22 protein-coding genes are annotated in these 21,237 nt (G+C 35.4%); 7 read left to right on the forward strand and 15 right to left on the reverse strand.

Annotation, left to right across the window (positions count from 1 at the left end; translation table 11 throughout):
• Positions 1-93: 93 nt before the first annotated feature.
• The 3 genes from tatC to JEOSCH030_RS08840 are packed head-to-tail and all read right to left on the reverse strand — an operon-like array spanning position 94 to position 3,487.
• On the reverse strand, positions 94-888 hold the full coding sequence (tatC, locus tag JEOSCH030_RS08830) for a twin-arginine translocase subunit TatC (protein ID WP_185126270.1): 795 nt from the start codon (positions 886-888) through the stop codon (positions 94-96).
• A gap of 17 nt (positions 889-905) precedes the next feature.
• Positions 906-2,633, reverse strand: a complete 1,728-nt coding sequence (locus JEOSCH030_RS08835; protein WP_185126271.1) for a GMC family oxidoreductase — start codon at positions 2,631-2,633, stop codon at positions 906-908.
• Positions 2,634-2,686: 53 nt separating this feature from the next.
• The gene (locus JEOSCH030_RS08840) at positions 2,687-3,487 is read right to left on the reverse strand and encodes a gluconate 2-dehydrogenase subunit 3 family protein (protein WP_185126272.1); all 801 of its coding nucleotides are present in this window, start codon (positions 3,485-3,487) and stop codon (positions 2,687-2,689) included.
• 202 nt (positions 3,488-3,689) lie between these two features.
• Between JEOSCH030_RS08840 and JEOSCH030_RS08845 the strand changes: the two genes are divergently transcribed.
• Positions 3,690-4,082: a hypothetical protein gene (locus JEOSCH030_RS08845; protein ID WP_185126273.1), complete on the forward strand. Its 393-nt coding sequence runs from the start codon at positions 3,690-3,692 to the stop codon at positions 4,080-4,082.
• A 19-nt stretch (positions 4,083-4,101) separates the two neighbouring features.
• On the opposite strand, the gene JEOSCH030_RS08850 is transcribed toward JEOSCH030_RS08845, so the two are convergent.
• Together JEOSCH030_RS08850 and JEOSCH030_RS08855 are read right to left on the reverse strand one after the other, a co-directional pair.
• Positions 4,102-4,881 carry a M23 family metallopeptidase gene (locus JEOSCH030_RS08850; RefSeq protein ID WP_185126274.1) on the reverse strand — a complete coding sequence of 260 codons (780 nt, stop codon included), beginning with the start codon at positions 4,879-4,881 and terminating at the stop codon, positions 4,102-4,104.
• Positions 4,882-4,986: 105 nt separating this feature from the next.
• The gene (locus JEOSCH030_RS08855; RefSeq protein WP_185126275.1) at positions 4,987-6,078 is read right to left on the reverse strand and encodes an AI-2E family transporter; all 1,092 of its coding nucleotides are present in this window, start codon (positions 6,076-6,078) and stop codon (positions 4,987-4,989) included.
• Positions 6,079-6,220: 142 nt separating this feature from the next.
• Here JEOSCH030_RS08855 and JEOSCH030_RS08860 point away from each other — a divergent pair, with 142 nt between their 5' ends.
• Complete coding sequence (locus JEOSCH030_RS08860; protein WP_185126276.1) at positions 6,221-6,946, forward strand: alpha/beta hydrolase; 726 nt, start codon at positions 6,221-6,223, stop codon at positions 6,944-6,946.
• Positions 6,947-7,011: 65 nt separating this feature from the next.
• Positions 7,012-7,521, forward strand: a complete 510-nt coding sequence (locus JEOSCH030_RS08865; protein ID WP_185126277.1) for a 2'-5' RNA ligase family protein — start codon at positions 7,012-7,014, stop codon at positions 7,519-7,521.
• A gap of 48 nt (positions 7,522-7,569) precedes the next feature.
• Here JEOSCH030_RS08865 and fabI read toward each other — a convergent pair whose 3' ends face one another.
• The 4 genes from fabI to JEOSCH030_RS08885 all read right to left on the reverse strand — a co-directional run bounded on the left by fabI (position 7,570) and on the right by JEOSCH030_RS08885 (position 11,248).
• The gene (fabI, locus tag JEOSCH030_RS08870; protein WP_185126278.1) at positions 7,570-8,337 is read right to left on the reverse strand and encodes an enoyl-ACP reductase FabI; all 768 of its coding nucleotides are present in this window, start codon (positions 8,335-8,337) and stop codon (positions 7,570-7,572) included.
• Positions 8,338-8,419: 82 nt separating this feature from the next.
• Positions 8,420-9,793: a magnesium transporter gene (gene mgtE / locus JEOSCH030_RS08875; RefSeq protein ID WP_185126279.1), complete on the reverse strand. Its 1,374-nt coding sequence runs from the start codon at positions 9,791-9,793 to the stop codon at positions 8,420-8,422.
• Positions 9,794-9,818: 25 nt separating this feature from the next.
• Positions 9,819-10,613: an NAD kinase gene (locus tag JEOSCH030_RS08880; RefSeq protein ID WP_185126280.1), complete on the reverse strand. Its 795-nt coding sequence runs from the start codon at positions 10,611-10,613 to the stop codon at positions 9,819-9,821.
• Between the two features lie 14 nt (positions 10,614-10,627).
• Positions 10,628-11,248 carry a GTP pyrophosphokinase gene (locus JEOSCH030_RS08885; protein ID WP_185126281.1) on the reverse strand — a complete coding sequence of 207 codons (621 nt, stop codon included), beginning with the start codon at positions 11,246-11,248 and terminating at the stop codon, positions 10,628-10,630.
• A gap of 144 nt (positions 11,249-11,392) precedes the next feature.
• Here JEOSCH030_RS08885 and JEOSCH030_RS08890 point away from each other — a divergent pair, with 144 nt between their 5' ends.
• Genes JEOSCH030_RS08890 through JEOSCH030_RS08900 form a run of 3 tightly spaced genes read left to right on the forward strand, consistent with a single transcriptional unit; the run spans position 11,393 to position 13,178 of the window.
• Positions 11,393-11,980, forward strand: coding sequence for a CYTH domain-containing protein (locus JEOSCH030_RS08890; protein WP_185126282.1), 588 nt, complete (start codon positions 11,393-11,395; stop codon positions 11,978-11,980).
• The gene (locus JEOSCH030_RS08895; RefSeq protein WP_185126283.1) at positions 11,980-12,348 is read left to right on the forward strand and encodes a globin domain-containing protein; all 369 of its coding nucleotides are present in this window, start codon (positions 11,980-11,982) and stop codon (positions 12,346-12,348) included. Before JEOSCH030_RS08890 ends, JEOSCH030_RS08895 begins: the two co-directional genes overlap by 1 nt.
• An 8-nt stretch (positions 12,349-12,356) precedes the next feature.
• The gene (locus JEOSCH030_RS08900) at positions 12,357-13,178 is read left to right on the forward strand and encodes a DsbA family protein (protein ID WP_185126284.1); all 822 of its coding nucleotides are present in this window, start codon (positions 12,357-12,359) and stop codon (positions 13,176-13,178) included.
• A gap of 237 nt (positions 13,179-13,415) precedes the next feature.
• Here JEOSCH030_RS08900 and pepF read toward each other — a convergent pair whose 3' ends face one another.
• The 4 genes from pepF to spxA form a co-directional block, all read right to left on the reverse strand.
• Positions 13,416-15,221 carry an oligoendopeptidase F gene (pepF, locus tag JEOSCH030_RS08905; protein ID WP_185126285.1) on the reverse strand — a complete coding sequence of 602 codons (1,806 nt, stop codon included), beginning with the start codon at positions 15,219-15,221 and terminating at the stop codon, positions 13,416-13,418.
• Positions 15,222-15,283: 62 nt separating this feature from the next.
• Positions 15,284-16,249, reverse strand: a complete 966-nt coding sequence (locus tag JEOSCH030_RS08910; protein WP_185126286.1) for a competence protein CoiA — start codon at positions 16,247-16,249, stop codon at positions 15,284-15,286.
• 65 nt (positions 16,250-16,314) lie between these two features.
• Complete coding sequence (mecA, locus tag JEOSCH030_RS08915; protein ID WP_185126287.1) at positions 16,315-16,986, reverse strand: adaptor protein MecA; 672 nt, start codon at positions 16,984-16,986, stop codon at positions 16,315-16,317.
• A gap of 171 nt (positions 16,987-17,157) precedes the next feature.
• Positions 17,158-17,556 (reverse strand): transcriptional regulator SpxA, encoded by a 399-nt coding sequence (gene spxA, locus JEOSCH030_RS08920; protein ID WP_185126288.1) that lies wholly within the window; start codon positions 17,554-17,556, stop codon positions 17,158-17,160.
• Between the two features lie 328 nt (positions 17,557-17,884).
• Here spxA and trpS point away from each other — a divergent pair, with 328 nt between their 5' ends.
• Entirely contained in the window at positions 17,885-18,883 is a 999-nt protein-coding gene (gene trpS, locus JEOSCH030_RS08925) for a tryptophan--tRNA ligase (RefSeq protein ID WP_185126289.1), read from the forward strand.
• Positions 18,884-18,938: 55 nt separating this feature from the next.
• Here trpS and fabF read toward each other — a convergent pair whose 3' ends face one another.
• Both fabF and JEOSCH030_RS08935 read right to left on the reverse strand, forming a co-directional pair.
• Positions 18,939-20,180, reverse strand: a complete 1,242-nt coding sequence (gene fabF / locus JEOSCH030_RS08930; protein WP_185126290.1) for a beta-ketoacyl-ACP synthase II — start codon at positions 20,178-20,180, stop codon at positions 18,939-18,941.
• Complete coding sequence (locus JEOSCH030_RS08935; protein ID WP_185126291.1) at positions 20,177-21,136, reverse strand: beta-ketoacyl-ACP synthase III; 960 nt, start codon at positions 21,134-21,136, stop codon at positions 20,177-20,179. The genes fabF and JEOSCH030_RS08935 overlap by 4 nt, the downstream gene beginning before the upstream one ends.
• Positions 21,137-21,237: the final 101 nt, after the last annotated feature.

Below are 21,237 nucleotides of genomic sequence, written 5' to 3' on the forward strand. Positions count from 1 at the left end.
TTATACATGAAAATCTCTTTTAATTATATTTATTTTAACAAAAAAGAGACCAAGCTTCTCGCTTGGTCTGGACTTAATCAATTATTTATCATTCTACTCTTTGATTTCTCTAGTTTTTTCTTTTCTCTCACGACGTCGAATTAGTATAATGCTGACTTCATATAATAAAATCATCGGAAGTAAAGTCACCAAGTGAGTAAAAATATCAGGTGGTGCGATCAATGCAGTAATCACCATCAAAATGAAATAAGCATATTTACGCATAGTCGTCATTACTTCAACATTTAATAATTCTATGTGGTGTAGGAAAAGTGCCACCACTGGGAGCTGGAAGACCAGTCCAAAAGGAATGGTTGTGACTAAGAGAAAGGACATATATTCATCAGCAGTAACAAGGACGTTAAAATTCTGCTCCCCCATCTCAATTAAGAAGAAATAGGATAGTGGATGAACAATAAAATATCCAAAGGTAAGACCAACAACGAACAAGATTAACATTACTGGTAGGGAACCTTTTAGAAATTGCGTTTCCTTATCTACCAAACCTGGTCTCATAAACTGCCAAAGGAACCAACAAATAAATGGAATTGAAAAACCTATACTGATGGCACCTGAAGTTCTAAGATAAAATCGGATGACCTCAAATGGACCAAGAACAACTATCTCTGCGCCCTTTGAGACAATTGGAAACCACCAACCAACTGTAGAAAATATAATCAGAAACATCACTGCAATAGTCACAGCTGATTTAATTAAGACTGCTCTTAAGTCTTCTAAATGATCTGTCAAAGGTGCGTAAGGATCTTCCTTAGTGACCTTCTTTCTCTTTCTGATATTTTCTTCAGAATTTTGATCAGTCTTCTTAATCTCTTTTTTGTCCTCATCCATTTGACATCACCTAATTTCTATTCTAAACGGCCGCCGCCTTCTTTAGCATACTTAATTACGCCTTCAGCACAACGATATGCTAAAGCACCAACCGTATCCGTAGGGTTATATCCACTATTATGCTGGAAATTTCCTGCTCCGACAACAAATAAATTGTCACGGTCCCAATGTTGTAAGTAATTATTAACAACACTGTTTTCTTTAGAAGCACCCATAGTCGTTCCACCAGTATTATGTGTAGATTGGTAAGGAACGATGTCATAGTCACCTAGTTCCCCACTCTTTTGGACTTCTTTAGCGCCCATTTTCTCCATAATTTCTGCAGCACGATCTGCTAGGTATGCAACTAATTTTTCATCTTGTTCAGTAAAGTTAAATGTGAGTTTAACTAATGGAATACCATAAGAATCCTTATATGTTTCATCCATGCTAAGGTAGTTTTCTTTATGAGGTAATGAAGCACCTTGTCCCGCTACTGTAATTGCACGTGTGTAGTTGTGGATGGACTCTTCTTTAAATTCTTCACCCCAGCTAGGAGTACCTTCAGGAACAGTGTTGCTTAGAATTGGTCTTGCCCCTGTTTGTGTATGAGCCATATTTCCACCATGTAGGAAATCTAAATCAGAATGGTCAAAGTTATCACCGTTGTAATCATCAAGTCCCATACCTAGAGAGCCTGCTCCCATGAAAGTATTAAACTGTTCATCAAAGAAGCCAGTTGCACTACCATGTGTCTGGTAGCAATAGTTACGGCCAAGTGTCCCTTTACCTGTCTCAGGATCATATTGCTCTCCAATGTCTGACACTGCTAATAATTTGTAGTTATTAAATACATAACTAGTTAGAGCAACCACATCAGCAGGTTGAATAAACTCTTCACCAGTTAATGTGTCTACAAATTTCACACCTGATACTTTAGAATTATCATCTTCATCTGTGATGATTTCTGTAACGTTAGCGTGTACTCTAAGTTCAAAGTTATCAGTTTCTTGTGCTGTAGGAATAACTGTAATTTCCGGTGATGATTTAGCACCGTATTCACACCCAAATCTTTCACAGAAAGCACAGTACTGACAAGCATTGATTGTTTGACCATCTGGGTTTTCATACTTCTCACTCAAGTTTGCAGAAGGCATCATAATCGGATGTAATTCAAGTTCAGTTGCTGCTTTTTCAAACATTTTTAAAGTTTTAGATTTCAACATTGGAGGTGTAGGATATGGTTCTGAACGATCCCCACCTAAAGGATTATCCTCACCTGAAATTCCCAATGTTTTTTCAAACGTATTAAAGTAAGGCTCTAATTCATCATATGTGATACCCCAGTCTTCAAGCTGGTAGCCCTGTTCGTCTTTTAATTTTTCCTTACCATAGCGTTCTTCAGTCATCGAACGAATTTCAAAGTCATAAGGTAAGAATCTCCATGTCTGTCCGTTCCAGTGTGTGCCTGCACCACCTAAGTTATTCCCTAGTAAGAAAGAACCTAATTGGCGCATTGGTAGTGCTTCTTCATCTCTGTTATTTCTAAAAGTCAGTGTTTCTTTAGAAACGTCTTGCATCAATTCATAACGAACAGCGTATTTCAATTCATCATGTACATGTTGATAATCTTCTGTACCACGTGTTTTACCGCGTTCTAAACCGACGACTTTTAAGCCAGCTTTAGCAGCTTCTGCTGCAATGATACCACCAGTCCAACCGACTCCAACTGTAACTACGTCTACCTTATCTAATGTTGTTGCCATATATATTATCCCCCTGCTATTTAAAATCTATATTTCTTTATGTCCCCTCAAGACTAATGGTTCATTCCGTATACTGGAAGTGGATCAATTTCATGAAACTCATCGTCTTCAATGTATTGTATATAAGACATTTGATGTCCTGGGAACTGCTTCATCTTCCATCCAGCCATATTTCTATTTCCTCTGTAAATTGGATCAGAATATGCGCCTTCAAGTGTTGTTGAACGCAGCATTGTAAAGAAGTAACTTGATGATGCGGTATGAGCTGGCATACCAAGATCAACTTCGCCTTCCTGGAAGGCAGTTAAAATATCATCTTTTTGCCCATCTTCTAAATCAGCAAAATCTGCATCATGTTGATTGTTCGCTTCTTCATTTAGTTTCTTAATGCCAAGCATAAAGTAATCACGACGATTTAAGTTTGATTGATAACCCTGTGTTGGTAGTGGCTCTTTGTATGGTCCTTGCATATACTCTTTAGCGTTAAAGCCATAAGCCCCTGCTAACTGACCATCTAAGTAATAGGCACAACCTAATTCCTTAGCGCCTGGACCTGCATCACTTTCAGGGAAAATTCTTTCCATAGCCGCTTCTACTGTCGCAAAATCAGCATCGTTATCAAAGAAAACCCTTGCCTTGTCCGATAAGCCTTGTCCACTTTCTCCTTCAGAATCTGCGTGCTCTGACGCTGTATCTTCTGAAGTGTCTTCTGTATTAGAAGAAGAACCATCCAAGTTAAATCCAACTAGACCACCAAGTAACGATCCGCCAATAATACCTCCTGTAGCGACCCCTGTTGTCTTCAAGAAATCACGTCTTGAAAACTGTTTTTCATCGTCTTTTTTGTTGACCATAAATCTTCCCCCTCAAAAATAAATTTTCACATTAAGCACTAGAAACAGCGTAAAATAATTATATATAGAGTTTACTCCTCAACATCAATAATGTCCATAGTACCTAAAAATATTTCTTCTAAAATACCTGTATTTACCACATATTTAATGTATAATATGGTTACATTAAATAATATTTATCAAACAAAGGCGGTGTGAATTTATGTCATTTTTTAAGCTATTAACTTGGAACAATAAGCACATGGATTTACGATTTGTACCAGACGATCTTCATGGTGACTTAAACATTACAAAAGTTTATGAGGATAATCGTAATGTTAACTTAAATCGTGTGAATGAAAAATATTCTGAAGAACTTCAAGATGCACAAAGATCTATTAGTTCTTACAGAATGATTATGCTAGTTGCTTTTACACTACTAGTCTTTCTACCAGCAGTTGTACTCGGTGTCATTCAATCAAACGTCCTCTTAGTGGGTGCTATTGTAGTCTATGCTATTATTGCTTACTTCGTTGTTGAAGCTATCAACCAAGTACAGATTAACAAAGTACTCTATGAAATAGATAACGACAAAGAAATCCATGCGCAACCTTAAACGGTGCACATGGATTTTTTTATTCTCGTCCTTTAGAAGTATTCAGTTTACTCACCTTGCCATATAGTTTGCTATTAAGAAAATTTACTTTATCTGTTTTCTTGCCACAAGCGATAAACACCTTCCTACCATTATAAGAACACCTCAACCACCAATACCCATCATTATCGTAAAGTTTATCAAATAAGAAGGTCTGATTCCTCTTACTTATCCCTAATTTTTGACCGCTTAATGATGGATAGTCTCTAACATTAATAATTTCTCTTGTAGTGAACTGTCCAGTCCAGAGCCAGGCATTCTTATACCTTCTAATTTGTCCTACATTTATATTCAAAGGGCTGATGCCTGTGCAGACAAAATTCTTTTCCCCGTGAATATAGCCATATTTTTGAAACTGTATATGGAGATGACTCGCCATAAATACATTATTGTAATTTGTATTACTCTGATAACCGATTGTTTGACCTTGTGCAACTTTTTGACCAATCTTAACACTAAGTGGTCTTTTTAAATGACCATATATCACTTGGTAACCTAAACTTTTGTTGGCAATAACAACTGTTCCTCCAAAATTCCCATATGGAGAAGTACCACTTGTAACCACTCCTGAAAATACCGCTGGAATCGGTGCTCCGTGGTATTTCACTAAATCGTATGCTCTATGGTAACCTCCACAAAAATTATCATAGTTATATCCTCCAACAGTATAATTTCTTAAACCCCACACCTTAGAACTATATTTACTAGGATCAGATGTGACAGTAAAACCATTTACCTTGAGATATTCGATTGGATTCATAGCTTCCTCCTTCTTAGTTTCTAACCTATATATCGTTAGAAGATTAAAAGAAGACAAAAAAGACTACCTAACTTGTTTTAAAAGTTAGGTAGTCTATTAAAATATTTAACCGGATATATCATTCAACATAGTGTCTTTTAAGTTTTGACGGTATCGCCAAATATTTTGAATGATTGTCTTAATGACAGTATAAGTTGGTATAGCAATTAAGATACCAATAAAGCCAGCTATATTTCCTGCAGCTAAAACGATTGTAATAACTGTTAGTGGGTGAAGTGACAATGATTGTCCCATAACATTTGGAGTAATCAAGTTACTTTCAATTTGCTGAGCCACTAAAGTAATGATTGATACCCAAATGAACATGATTGGATCTTGAATTAGTGCAAGTAAGCCTGCTGGAATAAAGGCTACCCACGGACCAACAAACGGTACAACGTTCATGAATAAAGCAAATATTGCAAGTAACAAGGCATAATCTAAGCCAATGATTGCATAACCAATGTAAAGAATAACGCAAAGTATTGATGAAACTAGCATTTGTCCTTGTACAAATGAACGAAGTGTACGGTCAATATCATATAGTAACTCAGTTAAAAATTGTTTAAATGTGCCACTAAATGGTGATGTGACTGCTGGTATAAATTTCTGATGATCTTTCAACATAAAGAAAAAGAAGAATGGGCCAAGTACAAGAGTCAATAGCACACTCACTGTACTAGAAACGATTGAAATTGCATTAGTGACAAAACCACTTAACATATTTGTACCAACATCAAGCGCATCTTGTGTGATTTGCTGGAGATCAATATCAAAAGGTAAACGATCTCTTTGACTCATTAAATAACTCACAATATTTTCAACTTCACGTTGTAGCATTGGTAAGCGAGAAACTAAGTTTTGAATTTGTTCGGTTACCATTGGTACAACAGTTAGAGTAATAATAGCAAGAACAATTAGAATGATAATAAATATAGAGAGTATACTCACTGCCCTATTGGCTTTTCTTTTCTCTAAAAACCGTTGAATCGGTTCCGTAATGTAGTAAAGCATACCTCCGATTAATGCAGGAAAGAAAATTGTCATGATGATTGTCATAAACGGAGCAAATATCACCTTGACCTGCATCATTAATAAAATAAGTACGAAGGTTATAATTAATGCTATACCACTTTGAAACCAAAGCTTTTTAGTCATAAAGCGGCACCTCAAATGTCTATTAGATTTGTTCATATTGTATCATTGTTAGGAAATATTGCCTACTATCTTGTTGATTAATTACAAACGAATGTTATCTTCGGTCCTAACTTGGTAATATATATTAATGAGGAGGGTTAATATGGATAAAACACCAGGAAAGGTTCACAATACAACATTAAAATCAGAAGTTTGTAACGAAACTTTTGAAGTTCAGTATTACCTACCAAAATCATTTTCTGATCTTTACAAGTATCATGTATTGATTACTTTTGATTCACAGGACTTTTTTAAATTCGGTCAAATAGAAAGATTGATTGAAAAGCTCGAGAAATCTGAAGAGATTGAACGGTCAATTATTGTCGGCATTCCCTATCCATCCGTCGAATGGAGGAAACATTATTTCAATCCTAACGGTGAAAATCATGATGATTTCCTCACCTTTGTCGGTCGAGAATTAAATAGTTTTATAGACAGTAACTTCCCGACTTTAAAAATGCCAAATTCAAAATTACTTTTAGGTGAAAGTTTGGCAGGTAGTTTCGCTTTATCTCTTGCCTTAACTTATCCCAACACCTTCGGTCAGGTGCTCGCTTTTAGTCCGTACGTCGACGATAAATTAATTGACCGCTTTAAAGATAATATGAATTTGATCAATTTAAATATTTACCATACTATCGGCCTTGAAGAAGACGACTTCACTACGATTATGGGTGAACAAGCTGACTTCTTAACACCGAATAGAAAGCTCCATGATGTATTGAGTGATGAACCTTTAGAGTATGTCTACAAAGAACTCGACGGGGGACATATATGGAAAACTTGGAAACCAGAATTGGCTGAAGTACTCACTTACTTTTTAAATTAGAAAACGTATACATTTATTTTCATAAAGTGATATACTTGATTCAAATCACTAAGGAGGCTTTTTAAATGAAATTTGGAATCGCTCTTTTTCCTTCTAAAAAACTTCAAGATACTGTAAACCAATATCGTAAACGCTACGATTCAAGATATGCGTATATCGCACCACACATTACAGTAAAAGAAGCTTTCGAAGCTGAAGAACATGAAAAACCACATATTGAAGAGTTTATTAGACACGTTGCTAGTAAACATCAACCAACAGAAATTGAAATCAAAAAAGTTTCAAGCTTTGCTCCGACTGCTCAAGTTATTTATTTTAAAGTTGAGCCTAATGAAACATTGACTTCAATTCACGATAGCTTAAATAAAGGTGATTTTTATGGTGAATCCACTCATCAATTTGTTCCTCACTTCACACTAGCCCAAGAAGATACAACTCAAAAATTTGAGGATGTATATAGTCATTTAAAAATGATAGGTATAGAACACAGTGAAGTACTAGATAAGATTAGTTTATGTGTTCAACTAGACAATGGTATCTGGCATGTCACTGATACTTTCAAATTAGGTCAATAAAAAAACTGAGATATGAATTTTTTCATATCTCAGTTTTTTGTTTTTAACTTATGCCATGATGTGGTATCCACTATCAACGTGGACAACTTCACCAGTAATTCCACTTGCAAGATCGCTTAGTAAGAAGGCAACAGTGTTACCGACTTCTAATTGGTCAACGTTACGACGAAGTGGCGCACGTTGTTCAATTTCTTTAAGAATTGTCTTAAACTCACCTACTGCTGATGAACTTAATGTACGGATCGGTCCTGCAGATACTGCATTGACACGGAATCCTGATTCACCTAAGTCATAAGCAAGGTAGCGAACGTTAGCATCTAAAGCAGCCTTAGCAACACCCATCACATTATAGTTAGGCATTGCGCGTTCTCCACCTAGATAAGTCATTGTGACAAGGCTACCGCCTTCGTTTAGAATTGCTTTAGAGTGTTTAGCAACACTTAATAGTGAATAAGCAGAAATATCAAGTGCAACCTTGAAACCTTCTCTTGTTGTATCTGAAATGCCGCCTTTTAGTTCATCTTTGTTAGCAAATGCAATGGCATGCATGACACCGTCTACTCCACCAGTTTTTTCACCGATTTCTTTAAAGGCATTTTCTACACTTTCATCACTAGATACGTCACATTCAACGATTAAGTCGTGATCTCCTTCAAGCTCTTGAAGCAATTTATCTAGTTCTTTACGAAAACGTTCACCGAGTATAGTAAAGACAAGTTTAGCACCCATCTTATCTAGTGCACGTGCTGCACCCCATGCAATACTTCTCTTATTGGCAACTCCCATAATTACATACGTTTTTCCTGATAAGTCCATTAAGAACTCCTCCTAATTCATCCCTAGTATTAGTACCTACTACTAATCTACATTTTATCTTAGATGAATGCAAGAAATATTACTATAACAAGCTCGCCATAAATACATTTGCTAAGGCAAAATAAATTAATAGGCTAATAATATCGTTTGCCGTAGTAATAAATGGCCCTGAAGCGATTGCTGGGTCAATACCAACTTTATTCATCATTAGTGGAACAATCGTACCAATTATTGTTGCTACTGACATAGAGGCTATTAAACTGCCGCTCACGATAATACCAAGTGTTGGTTCCTGATACATGACAATAATAATTAAAAAGATAACAATACCACAGACAACACCTGTTAAAAATCCTGAACCAAGTTCACGACCGGCTAATTTCAATTTACTCGATTCCTTAATCTCACCAGTTGAAATACCACGAATGGCAACAGCCAGTGATTGAGTCCCAGTATTACCAGCCATTCCTGAGATGACTGGAATAAAAGCACTTAAAAGGACGACTTTAGCCAGTGTATCCTCAAAGAAAGACAACATCCAAGCTGTAATCATTCCCATAAAAGTGAGCCCAATCAACCATGGCAAACGTTTTTTGGCAGTTTCTAAAGCAGAGTCTGATGTGGATTCGTTATCTGACATACCGGCTAGACGTGAGTAGTCTTCTCCAGCCTCTTCATGAATAACGTCCATGATATCATCTGCTGTGACAATACCGACTAAATGGTCTTGGTAGTCTACAACTGGTACAGCTAAGAAGTCATAGTCTCTAACAATCTGCGCAACTTCTTCTTGGTCATCAGACACACGAACTGAAACGACACGCTCAGTCATAGCATCACCAATATAATCATCATCATCTGCGACGATGAGTTCTCTTAAGGAAATGATACCTACCAGATGGTTTTCTGGGTCTGTTACAAATAAGTAATAAATCATTTCAGAGTCCGGCGCCATTTCTTTAATATGTCTCATTGCTTCACGTACTGTCATCAGAATGTTTAAACTGATGATTTCCGTGGTCATGATACCACCCGCAGTATCTTCTTCGTAATTCATCAAGCTTCTGATTTCAGATGCATCATCTTTATTCATGAGAGACAAGAAAGTAGTCATCTTTTCCCTAGAAATTTCATTTAATATATCTACTGCGTTATCGTATTGCATGGCACCAATTATATGTGCTGCATATCTCGCATCAATATTATCGAATAAGTCTTCATATTCATCAGGTTCTAGTTCTAGATGATCAAAAAAGTCTGCAGTTTCTTCGGGGCTTAAAAATTTATATAGAGTGTTTTTTTCTTGATCACTTAAAGTTTGATAAATTTCACTTTGTTCATAATTATGGAGTTCTAAAAATATTGCTCTAAAGCCATCCATGTCCTCCTTGTTAAGAAAATCAATGGCTTCATTTGTCACCGCTTCAAAATCGATATCTCTTTCATCTCTCGACATCATTGTACCTACTCTCTTTTAATCTTTAGGAAATGAATGAATCATGCACTCTTTGCCAGAAAGGAAATGGTCTAAAACGTGCAAATTTAATCTTTTCCTCAGCTACTGAATATTGAATTGACTTAACCCCTCTATGGACTAAGTTAATATGATCTATGGTCATCTGATATTCTTCGCTATTGACAGGTTTAACATTGACAAAATGATGTTTTGGTAAAACTAAAGGGGAACCTACAGTCCTAAATACCCTGTTATTTATGGATGCAATTTCTGTCATTTGTACAGCTTCAATAGATGGATGAATGATGGCACCACCTAAAGCCTTGTTATAGGCCGTAGAACCAGATGGGGTTGAAATACATAAGCCATCTCCCCTAAATCTTTCAAAGTGTCGATTGCGAATCTCAACGTCCATTACTAGTGTTGAGCCATTTGTCATTCTAAGTGTCGCCTCATTAAGTGCCAGATACTTAGTTTCCATGCCCACAGTATCATAATGGATTAACACTTCTACTAAAGGATATTCTACAGTCTCAAATTCATCATTTTTCAAGGCAATAATTAACCGCTCGACCTCATCTTGTCCCCAATCTGCATAAAATCCTAGATGTCCTGTATGAACACCTACGAAAGATACTTGATTTACAATATGTTGATAGCGATGAAATGCTTGTAAGAGAGTCCCATCTCCACCTACAGAAATTACAATTTCAGGATTCTCTTCATCTAAAACCATATTCATACCCAACATGTAATTGACCATCTTATCAGTTAATGAATTGGATTTAGTATCTCCTTTAGACACGATTACGAATCTCATCTTGCCACCACTTTCTATATGTTTCTTTTCTTAGAAAAGTATTTCTGAGCTTCTTGAACCTCTTCACGTATTTCAGACATTTCTTTATCAAGTAAGTAAGCTGCTTCAGCTGCATTTTGTAAACGATTTTTAATTTCAGGTGGATACTCACCAGAATATTTATAATTTAAAGTATGCTCAATCGTTGCCCAAAAATTCATGGCAAGTGTACGTATCTGTATTTCAGCAAGGATGTTAATCCTGCCATGTACACTTTCAACAGGATACTCAATTATTATATGATAGGAACGATAACCACTCTCTTTAGTGTTTTCAATGTAATCTCTTTCTTCAATTATTCTCATATCGTTTCTTGACCGAATATGTTCTGTGATTACACTGATATCATCTACAAACTGACACATGATCCTGATACCTGCGATATCATACATTTGTGCCCTTAGATTATCATAAGGAATATTTCTGGTACTTGCTTTTTCGATGATACTTTGGACAGGCTTAACCCTGGATGTCACAAATTCTACAGGTGATGATTGACTGGTAATCTGATAGTCTTTTCTAATTCCTTTTAACTTAATTTTCAGTTCCTCAACAGCTTGTCTATAAGGCGCTAAAAATATACTCCATTCTTCCATGTTATAGTCCTCCTCACGCCTAACGGTCTAACTTCCTATCTATCGCTTTTAATTTTACCATATCAACAGAATTCTTCTATATGTAATCTGATTGCTTTACACACTATTTGTAATTAAGGATAATACTAATGAGGAGTGATGTACGTGATTGAAAAAGAGATAGAATTTAAAAATTTACTTCTTCAAGAAGAATATAATAATATATTAAAGAATCATTTCCAAAATGATGTAGCTAAAACTCAGACTAACTACTACATTGATAATGATGATCTTACTTTAATAAACCATAGATTAATGCTCCGAATTAGAACTAAAGATGGTAGACAAATGATGACTTTAAAAGTACCTGAAGGACAAAACGTGGTCTATGAATATTCAGGTGAAGTTGATGTTAACTTAAATCAAGGGAGTCACATAGATGAATCTATCATACCTGAGAGCATAAAGACTAAATTAAACGAGCTGAATATAGAAATGACCAATTTCTCAATACAGGGCAGTTTAATTACAGAACGTCTAGAAAAAGCTTATCGAAGCGGTCTTTTAGTCTTAGACAAGAGCACTTATCTTGGACAAACAGATTATGAGTTAGAATTCGAAGCGCCAGATACTGCAAGTGGTCAAGCAGATATCAATCATATTCTTTCAGAATATGGTATTGTACGACGAGAAGAAACAGTTAAAAGCGCACGCTTCTTTCAAGTTCTAACTAATCAGAAAGAGGGTTACTAATGCCTTTAGTCTATAATATTATTGGTAAAGAAAAACTATACGAAATGATCGATACGTTTTACGGTTACGTAGGTAAAGATGAACGTATTAATCACCTATTCCCAGATGACTTAACTGAAACAGCTTATAAACAAAAGTTATTTCAAACACAATTTCTAGGTGGGCCTAATCTTTATAATGAGAAATATGGTCATCCAATGATGCGTGCAAGACATATGCCATTTAAAATCACACCAAAAGCACGTGAGGCTTGGTTAGAAAATATGGAAAAAGCAATTAAGGATGTTGGTCTTGATGAGGAGTTACGTGAATATCTAATGGCTAGATACTCACTAACAGCAAACCATATGGTAAATAGCGAAGATTGATTTTGTGCATGAATACAGAGGTGAAAAGTGTGAGCAAAAATAAAAATGATGACATGCTCGTAATGGAGCCGACTAATCATCTAGTTGAAATATATTACTTCTTTGATCCGTTTTCAAAAGAATGTATCGCTATGGAACCAATCATAAATAAACTACTCATTGAATATAGAGACCATGTATCGATTAAGAAGGTATTAGCACCTTCACTATCGGTCTTGACTAAGTGCCAGGCTCAGTCTACATCAAATAAGGATAATGTCGCACTAGCCTACAAGGCAGCAGAAATACAGGGTCGCTCTAAAGCAAGAGCCTTTATCAGATATATATTCAATAGAATCTCTCCAAAAAATTCAATCTGTACCCAAGAAATGATTGACGATAGTGCAAGATTAGCTGGTATTGATATCACGACTTTTCATCAAGATTTACAATCGCCTAACTTGGATACCATGCTTAAATATGATTTAGCGGTATATAGAGAAATGGATGTAGAAAGTCTTCCAACAATGGTGTTTTTCTCTGGTGACGTCCATGAAGAAGGTGTGAAAGTTGAAGGATCTTATCCCTATCATATATACACTTATATCATCAATGAACTACTCAATATAGAAATAGAAAAGAAACAACTCCCAAGTATATTAGAGTATATCCGCGCCTATGAATTTGTCAGTTTCGATGAACTAAAAACAATTTTTGAATGGCGAGCGGGTTTGTTACTAAATGAGTTGAAAAAATTGAGACTGCAACGCTTAATAGAAGTCATTAATGTTGATAATCAAGATTTTTATCAAATGAAAAGTACTAAAGAAAGTCTTCAACATAAGCATTAAAATAGGCTTAGAATCTAAGAGTAGACTCTAAGCCTATTTTTTGTATAAAAAAAGCAGTACATCTTCTATAATGTACTGCTCAAACAAAGGGGATGGGAGAAATTTTATACTGTTAACAAAGGGGTATGTTTTCAGTGATAAAATTTTCATGAGTTAAATATAACACGGTTATTGGGATGGAGCAACACTTTGAACAGTTTTTCACATTATTGTCATAATGTAAACGAATTCACATTCTTATTTCTCTATTTTACTCAACAATTCTTCAAATTGATCTAATTGTTTTTCAAATACTAGGAGTGCATTTTGAATTGGTTCGCTTGAAGTCATGTCTACACCTGCATTTTTTAAGATCTCAATTGGATAGTTAGATGAGCCTTTTTTCAAGAATTCTTCAATATAACGCTCGGCAACATCTTTGCCACCTTCTAATACTTGTTTAGACAAGCTTGCTGCTGCAGAATAACCAGTAGAATATTGATAGACGTAATAATTCATATAGAAGTGAGGGATTCTTGCCCACTCCACACTAATTGCATCATCATAATCAACTGCTTGACCAAAGTATTTCTTGTTTAACTCTCCATATACTTCATTTAATTTACCTGCAGTCAATGGTTGACCGGACTCTCTCAATTGATGAATTTTATGCTCAAATTCTGCAAACATTGTCTGACGGAAAACTGTACCTCTAAATCCTTCTAGTTGTTCATTTAAAAGATAAAGTTTTTGCTTATCATCTTCTAAGTTATTAAACATATAATCGGCTAAGAGTGCTTCATTAAAAGTAGATGCCACTTCAGCAACAAATATTGAGTAGCCACTTAGATTTGAAGGTTGGTTTTTTCTTGAATAATAACTGTGGACTGAATGACCGAATTCATGAGCTAAAGTGAATAAGTTATTGACATTGTCCTGCCAGTTCATCAAGATATATGGATTTGTACCATATGTCCCAGAAGAATAAGCACCAGTTCGCTTACCTTTGTTTTGATATACATCTACCCAACGATTGTCTAGACCTTCTTGAATGATGCTAATATACTCCTCACCTAGTGGTTGTAATGCTTTAACTAACCATTCTTTAGCATTGTCATAAGTCATGTTAAAATCAACATCATCAACAAGAGGTACATACATATCGTACATCTTCAAACTATCAAGTTCTAAGAATTTTTTACGGATTTCTGTATATCTGTGTAAAAGATGAAGATTATCATTTACAGTTTTTACAAGTGTGTCATAGACTTTCTCTGGAATATGATTGTTACTTAATGCTTGATGTCTACTTGAATCATAACCTCTAGCCGATGCACTAAAAACATGAGTATTAACTTCACCAGCTAAAGTTTGACTTAAGGTATTTTTAAATTTGTCATAAGAACTGTATAAGTTTTTATAAGCAGATTCACGTAATACTCTATCTTCAGACTTTAATAATTCAATAAAATTACCTTGAGTCAATTCATGCGTTTTACCATCTTTATCAACCGCAGCTTCAAAAGTGATATCTGCATTATTGAACATGCCATAAACTTGAGATGGTGTATGCATCACTTCTCCAGCTTCAGCAAGCAACTGTTCTTCTTTATCACTTAAAATATAAGGTCTCTTTTTATTTAGGTTGATTAGATCAAATTTAAACTCTTTAAAGCTGTCTTCTTCTGCATAAGCTTGGAGTGTGTCTTCTGGAATCTCCATAATTGCAGGTACTAAGAAACTCCAAGCAGATGAAAATTTAACGGCTAATCCTCTTGCACGAGTTTCCATAGCACTATATGTGTCATTTGAAGTATCTTGGTCATGTTTTAAATGTGCATAGACATATAATTTACTCAGTTCATTACCGAGTTCACGCTCTGTTTTTAAAGCTTCAAGTAGTTTATCTGATGAATCAAAACCACCCTTAAACTTTTCCGCTTGATCTAGTTTAGACTCAATAGATTCAAAAGCTTGGTCAAAGGCTTGGTCACTTTCAAAGATGGAGCTTAAATCCCATGTGTTTTCAACTTCTTGCTGTTCTCTAGTAATTAGTTTTCCCATTATAAATACCTCCCGTTTAGATAAGACAATTTTCTCAATAATTTTCTGTCAATTCAAGCATTTTATTCCGAAAACCGAAAAATATTTATATAGAAACGAAGTAATTGATCAATGAGAAAATCTCGATCAGGTAAATCTGACATTACTCTCAACTTGATAAAGCGTCTAAAATCATTTAAAGCAAAACGATTACGTGATGTATGATAGTAAATATATAGCTTCCACTCGAGCGGTGAGTTTAAAATATATTTCTCTAGTGGTGAAACAAAGTAAAGAAATTTAGGTAAATCTTTAACTTGGAGATTCAATTGATACATATAACTAAGCGTCGGATTTAAAACAGATCTTTGTGCTCTTTCTTTTTCCACTAAATACTTAATTTGGTCACGAGTCATTTTAAAATATCCTAAGTCAACCGTACTTTGTCTAGCCTTTAAAATCTGAGGATAAGGAACTTCTTCCAATTTGTAAGTAAATCGATTAAAACCAAGATGATGTCGAATATCATATCTTTTAATTAGAGAATCAGCTTCACTAATTGTATAAAGTCCTCCCTTAGTGATTGCTGAGATTTGAAAATGATTCAGTTTTAATAATCCTCCTTCCTTTTTTATCTTTTTATCTTCAAGCAACCAAATCACATCTATACCTTGCTTATAATAACCTCTTGACCTTGAACTAAGTAAGTCCGGACTAATACGAGACAACTGTATTTCTAATGCTGTATGGTGATTGATTAGTAAGTCTGGTATTTGATCGATGTCTGCTAAGTAGTATTCCATGGCAATATTAAAATAATTGTTTAATTCTTTATATAAGTCATGCTTTAACTGTAGATGTCTGAGTGATTCTCGCTTATATAAATATCTCGTACAATGTTCTATATGCTGATGAGAAAAATGTGGAACTTTAATTTTCCCATATTTTAAAATGACCGGTGAATCGCAAACTGAACAGAAGTAATTTACACCCTTTTGACCATCAACAGCTAAAACTTGTTGTCCTGTTTCATTTTTAGCTAAAAACATAAAAAAACCTCTTTATTCTACTTATATAGATAAAAGAGGTTTTATATTTTTTTGAAACAAGTTAATTATTTTTCTTGAAAATATCTTCTGATCTGCCTTCTAACATTATTACTCATGATAATTTTACCGTATTCTTCCAAGTAAGCAGTGGCAATTTGACTTGGCTCACTGTACTCGAGCAATTTTGTTTCTATTCCTTCCATGCGATCAAAGTGAATTCTGTAGTCAAAGAATAACTGATAGTAATACTGACCATCCAGGACATATAGTAAATCTTCATAGATTGTCTCATCATGTTCGGTTTCATGACTATATTTAATTAAATCTTCAAAATTACTGAAGTGTACTGTTAATGGTTCAGAAGTTACTGGAATATCGTTATGCGTATGATTATAATTTTGTTCATTATCGATTGCTTTATTGATATAGGACTCTAAATCACGGTTCTCTATATTCATGGTGTAAGGTTCCATGCCGTATGGATCGTGTTCATTTTGGGATTTAGAAACGACGACTTCTATACCTTTGTCAAAAGCATGCACTTGAATCCATAAAGGACCATCCATGGCAAAGTCTTCAGTTTGTTCATTATTCACTTCATCCATTATCGTCCAAAAGAACTCTTCTCCTCGTTGACGATTCGTCCAGAGATCTTCTTTATTGAAGCCACGGCTCTCAATATCGGTATACGTCAGAAAGAACTTAATGGTCGAGTCGTTTACTCTCTCAATTCTCATCCTCTTCACTCCCTTACCATCATTTCTGCCTATTATACTAGGGTTTTTTAGATAATACCAAATTTTAGATTTGTCTATTTATTATAGGACAAAAAGCCTGCAGATGGCAAATCATCTACAGGCTTCTTTCTTTGTATATATATCAATTTACTTTATACTATGATTCTAGACTTACAGTTCTGCTAAGCGTTTTGCTTCGATTAGATGTAAAGTTCTTATGCTACGAGGTAAGAATCTTCTAATTTCATCTTCGTTGTAACCAACTTGCAAACGTTTTTCATCCATAATAATTGGACGTCTAAGCAATCCAGGGTTTTCCATAATCAATGTGTATAACTCATTCATTGGAAGACTATCGATATCAACATTTAATTTTTGGAAAGTTTTAGAACGAGTAGAAATAATTTCTTCTGTTCCATACTCAGTCATTCTTAAAATTGATTTAACCTCATCTAAAGTTAAGGGCTCTGAAAATACATTGCGCTCTGTGTATGAAATATCATTTTCCTGGAGCCATGCTTTTGCCTTGCGGCATGACGTGCAACTTGGAGAAGTAAATAATACTACCATGTAACTCACACTCCAATTTTTAATTTAACAAGAGTCTATTCCCTTAAACAGTAAATACTAAACATTTGACTGAAGTATACACTGCCGTCTCTTGCTGACAATTCTTAGTATAGGGGATAAACATTAAAATAAAATGAGAATATTGTAATAATCTAAAAAAATTTTTATTAATTTTCTGAATCTTTTATCTCATTTATATCCCTCTACTTACTTATTGTAACATCAAATAAGGTCAAAGTATATAGCAGATTGAATTTTCTAAGCTAATTGCGCAATTAATCAAAGAGTATTAATATTGTAGATAATAAATAATTTTGTAGGTGAAAAAATGAAAACACTATTTTCTGGCGTCCAGCCAAGCGGCATTCCGACAATTGGAAACTACATCGGTGCCTATAAGCAATTCGTAGAGTTACAAGATCAATATGACTCTTACTTTTGTATTGTTGATCAACATGCTATAACTGTTCCACAAGACCGTCTGAAGCTAAGAGAGAATACTCGTAAACTTGCTGCAATTTACCTTGCAAGTGGCTTAGACCCTGAAAAGATTACGCTCTTCATCCAAAGTGAAGTATCAGCTCACGCAAAAGCTGCTTGGATGTTGCAATGTATTTCTTACATTGGTGAATTAGAGCGCATGACTCAATTTAAAGATAAAGCAAGAAAACAAAATCAAAGAGACGGTATTTCAGTTGGTTTACTAACTTATCCACCACTAATGGCAGGAGATATCCTCTTATATAATGCTGATGTTGTCCCTGTTGGTGATGACCAAACACAACATATTGAATACACTCGTAATGTTGCTGAACGATTTAATGCTAAATACAACGATATCTTTACTCTACCTCAAATTAAATTACCGGAAGTCGGCGGTAGAATAATGAGTTTGAATGATCCTACTAAGAAGATGAGTAAAAGTGATGATAACCAAAAATCATTTATCACGCTTTTAGATGATCCAAATCAAGCTGCTAAAAAAATACGTTCAGCAGTGACGGATTCAGACACAGTAATTAAGTATGATAAAGAGAATAAACCAGGAATTTCAAACTTACTATCCATCTATAGTTCTCTTACTGATAAAAAAGTAAGTGACTTAGAACAGCAATATGAAGGCTTAAGCTACGGTGAATTCAAAAAAGATTTAGGCGAAGTTGTCAAAGAGTTCTTAATAGAGTTCCAAGATAAATATAATTACTATTTAAATAGTGATAAACTCGATGAAATCTTAGATGAAGGCCGAGACAAGGCGAGTTTCAAAGCTGATAAAATGATTGAAAAAATGGAAAGAGCTCTCGGTTTAGGACGTAAACGTAAATAAGATTTTTCCATAAAAAAAGTGGATTTGACTTTTAGTCAAATCCACTTTTCATTTATTAAGCTTGATATTTTTTAAAGACAAGTGTTGCGTTATGTCCACCAAAACCAAGGCTGTTTGAAATTGCATACTCAATATCTAAGTCTACCGCACCATCTTTAACATAATTCAAATCACACTCTGGTGCCTGATTCGTTAAGTTAATTGTCGGGTGTACTTTACCTTCTTGTAAACTCATAGCAGTAATGATTGCTTCCATACCACCAGCACCACCAAGCATGTGTCCGGTCATAGATTTAGTTGAGTTAACTAAAAGATTATCTGCATGGTCTTTGAAGACCGTACGAATTGCCATCGTTTCAAATTCATCATTATATGGCGTACTTGTACCATGAGCATTGATGTATTGAACTTGCTCCGCTTCAATACCTGCATCTTTTAATGCTTCTTTCATAGCGCGCGCGCCACCTTCACCGTTCGGTGCTGGTGCTGTAATGTGATGAGCATCTCCTGTTGAACCATAGCCGACGATCTCTGCGTAGATATGCGCACCACGTGCTAAAGCGTGTTCTAATTCTTCAATGACAACGACACCTGAACCTTCTGCAATGACGAAACCGTCTCTGTCTGCAGAAAACGGTCGTGAAGCATAGTCTGGGTCATTTGAACTTGATAGTGCTCTGTTCGCTTGGAAACCAGCTACACCCATATTGGTAATTGGTGCTTCAGTTCCACCAGTAATCATGACGTCAGCTTGTCCACGTTCGATGATTTTAAAAGCATCCCCAATCGAGTTAGTCCCAGTTGCACACGCAGTCACAGTCGCACCATTCGGTCCTTTAGCGCCGTGTCTAATTGATACTTGACCACTCGCCATATCAGGAATCATCATTGGTACAAAGAATGGGCTAACGCGTCTTGGTCCTTTAGTTGTTAAAGCGATAAACCCATCTTCAAGAGATTGGATTCCACCAATACCAGAACCAATCCAAACGCCAATTCTTTCAGCATTATCATCTGTAATTTCTAATTTAGCATCTTTAACCGCTTCATCAGCTGCGATAATTGCAAACTGAGTAAACTTATCCATACGTCTAGCTTCTTTTCTATCTATATGATCTTCTATATTTAAATTTTTAACTTCGCCACCGATATGAACATTGAACTGCTCAGTATCGATATTTGTAATTTCTGCGATACCATTCTTTCCTTTTAAGGCATTTGCCCATGTTTCTTTAGCAGTATTACCAATCGGTGTCACTGCACCTAAACCGGTAATTACAACTCTTTTTCTACTCATCTAAGAGTCCTCCTTCTTTTTCCCCAAGTTAAACATACTGCGCCCCAAGTTAGACCGCCGCCAAATCCAACCAGTACAATATTGTCTCCGGCCTTTATGCGATTATTCTTAATCTCATAGTCTAAACTAAGTGGAATCGATGCAGCAGAAGTATTCCCATATTTATCCACGGTTACACTCATTTTATCATATGGCAAGCCCATGCGCTCTCGTGCCGCATTCATAATTCTAATATTAGCTTGATGCGGAATTAACATATCAATATCCTCAGTTGATAAACCTGCAGCTTCTGTTACGTTGACGCTAGATTCACCCATTTGTCTGACTGCAAATTTAAATACCTCTCGCCCATTCATACGGATATAGCCTTTTTCTTTATCACCATATAGATATTTTCCGCCTGAGCCTTTACTTCCAAGTTCGAAAGATTTAATTCCAAATCCTTCATCTACTTCTCCTACAACAGCAGCTCCAGCACCATCGCCGAAAAGTACTGCTGTTGAACGATCTTCAAAATCTGTAATCTTAGTGAGCTTATCTACACCGACGACTAAGATATTTTTATATCGACCAGATTTTACAAACATTTCAGCAGATGCTAAACCGTATATAAAACCAGAACAAGCTGCTAATTGATCTACTGAAGGCACATTTTTTAAACCTAATTTATCTTGTATTGTATTAGCAACTGTCGGGAACTTATGTTCACCAGTCGATGTTGCTACTACGACAAAGTCAATGTCATCTTTAGAGATTCCTGAATCTTCAATTGCTCTTTCTGCTGCAATTAAAGCCATATCACTCGTATCCATATCTTCAGCAAAACGTCTTTCTTCAATACCAGTCATCTCTCTAATCCACTCATCAGAAGTATCAAGTATTTTTTCGAAGTCAAAATTCGTAAATACTTTTTCTGGTGCATATGAACCCATGCCGAGAATACCTACATTTGTCATTATATTCACACCTTATAATCTCATTATATTACTAGGTACTAATTTAGCATAAGTCGGCCCTTTAGGCAATTTTAAACTAACTTTTATTCATGAAAAAAGCA

Origin of the sequence: Jeotgalicoccus meleagridis, from assembly GCF_903994045.1 — a bacterium.
GTDB lineage: Bacteria > Bacillota > Bacilli > Staphylococcales > Salinicoccaceae > Jeotgalicoccus > Jeotgalicoccus meleagridis.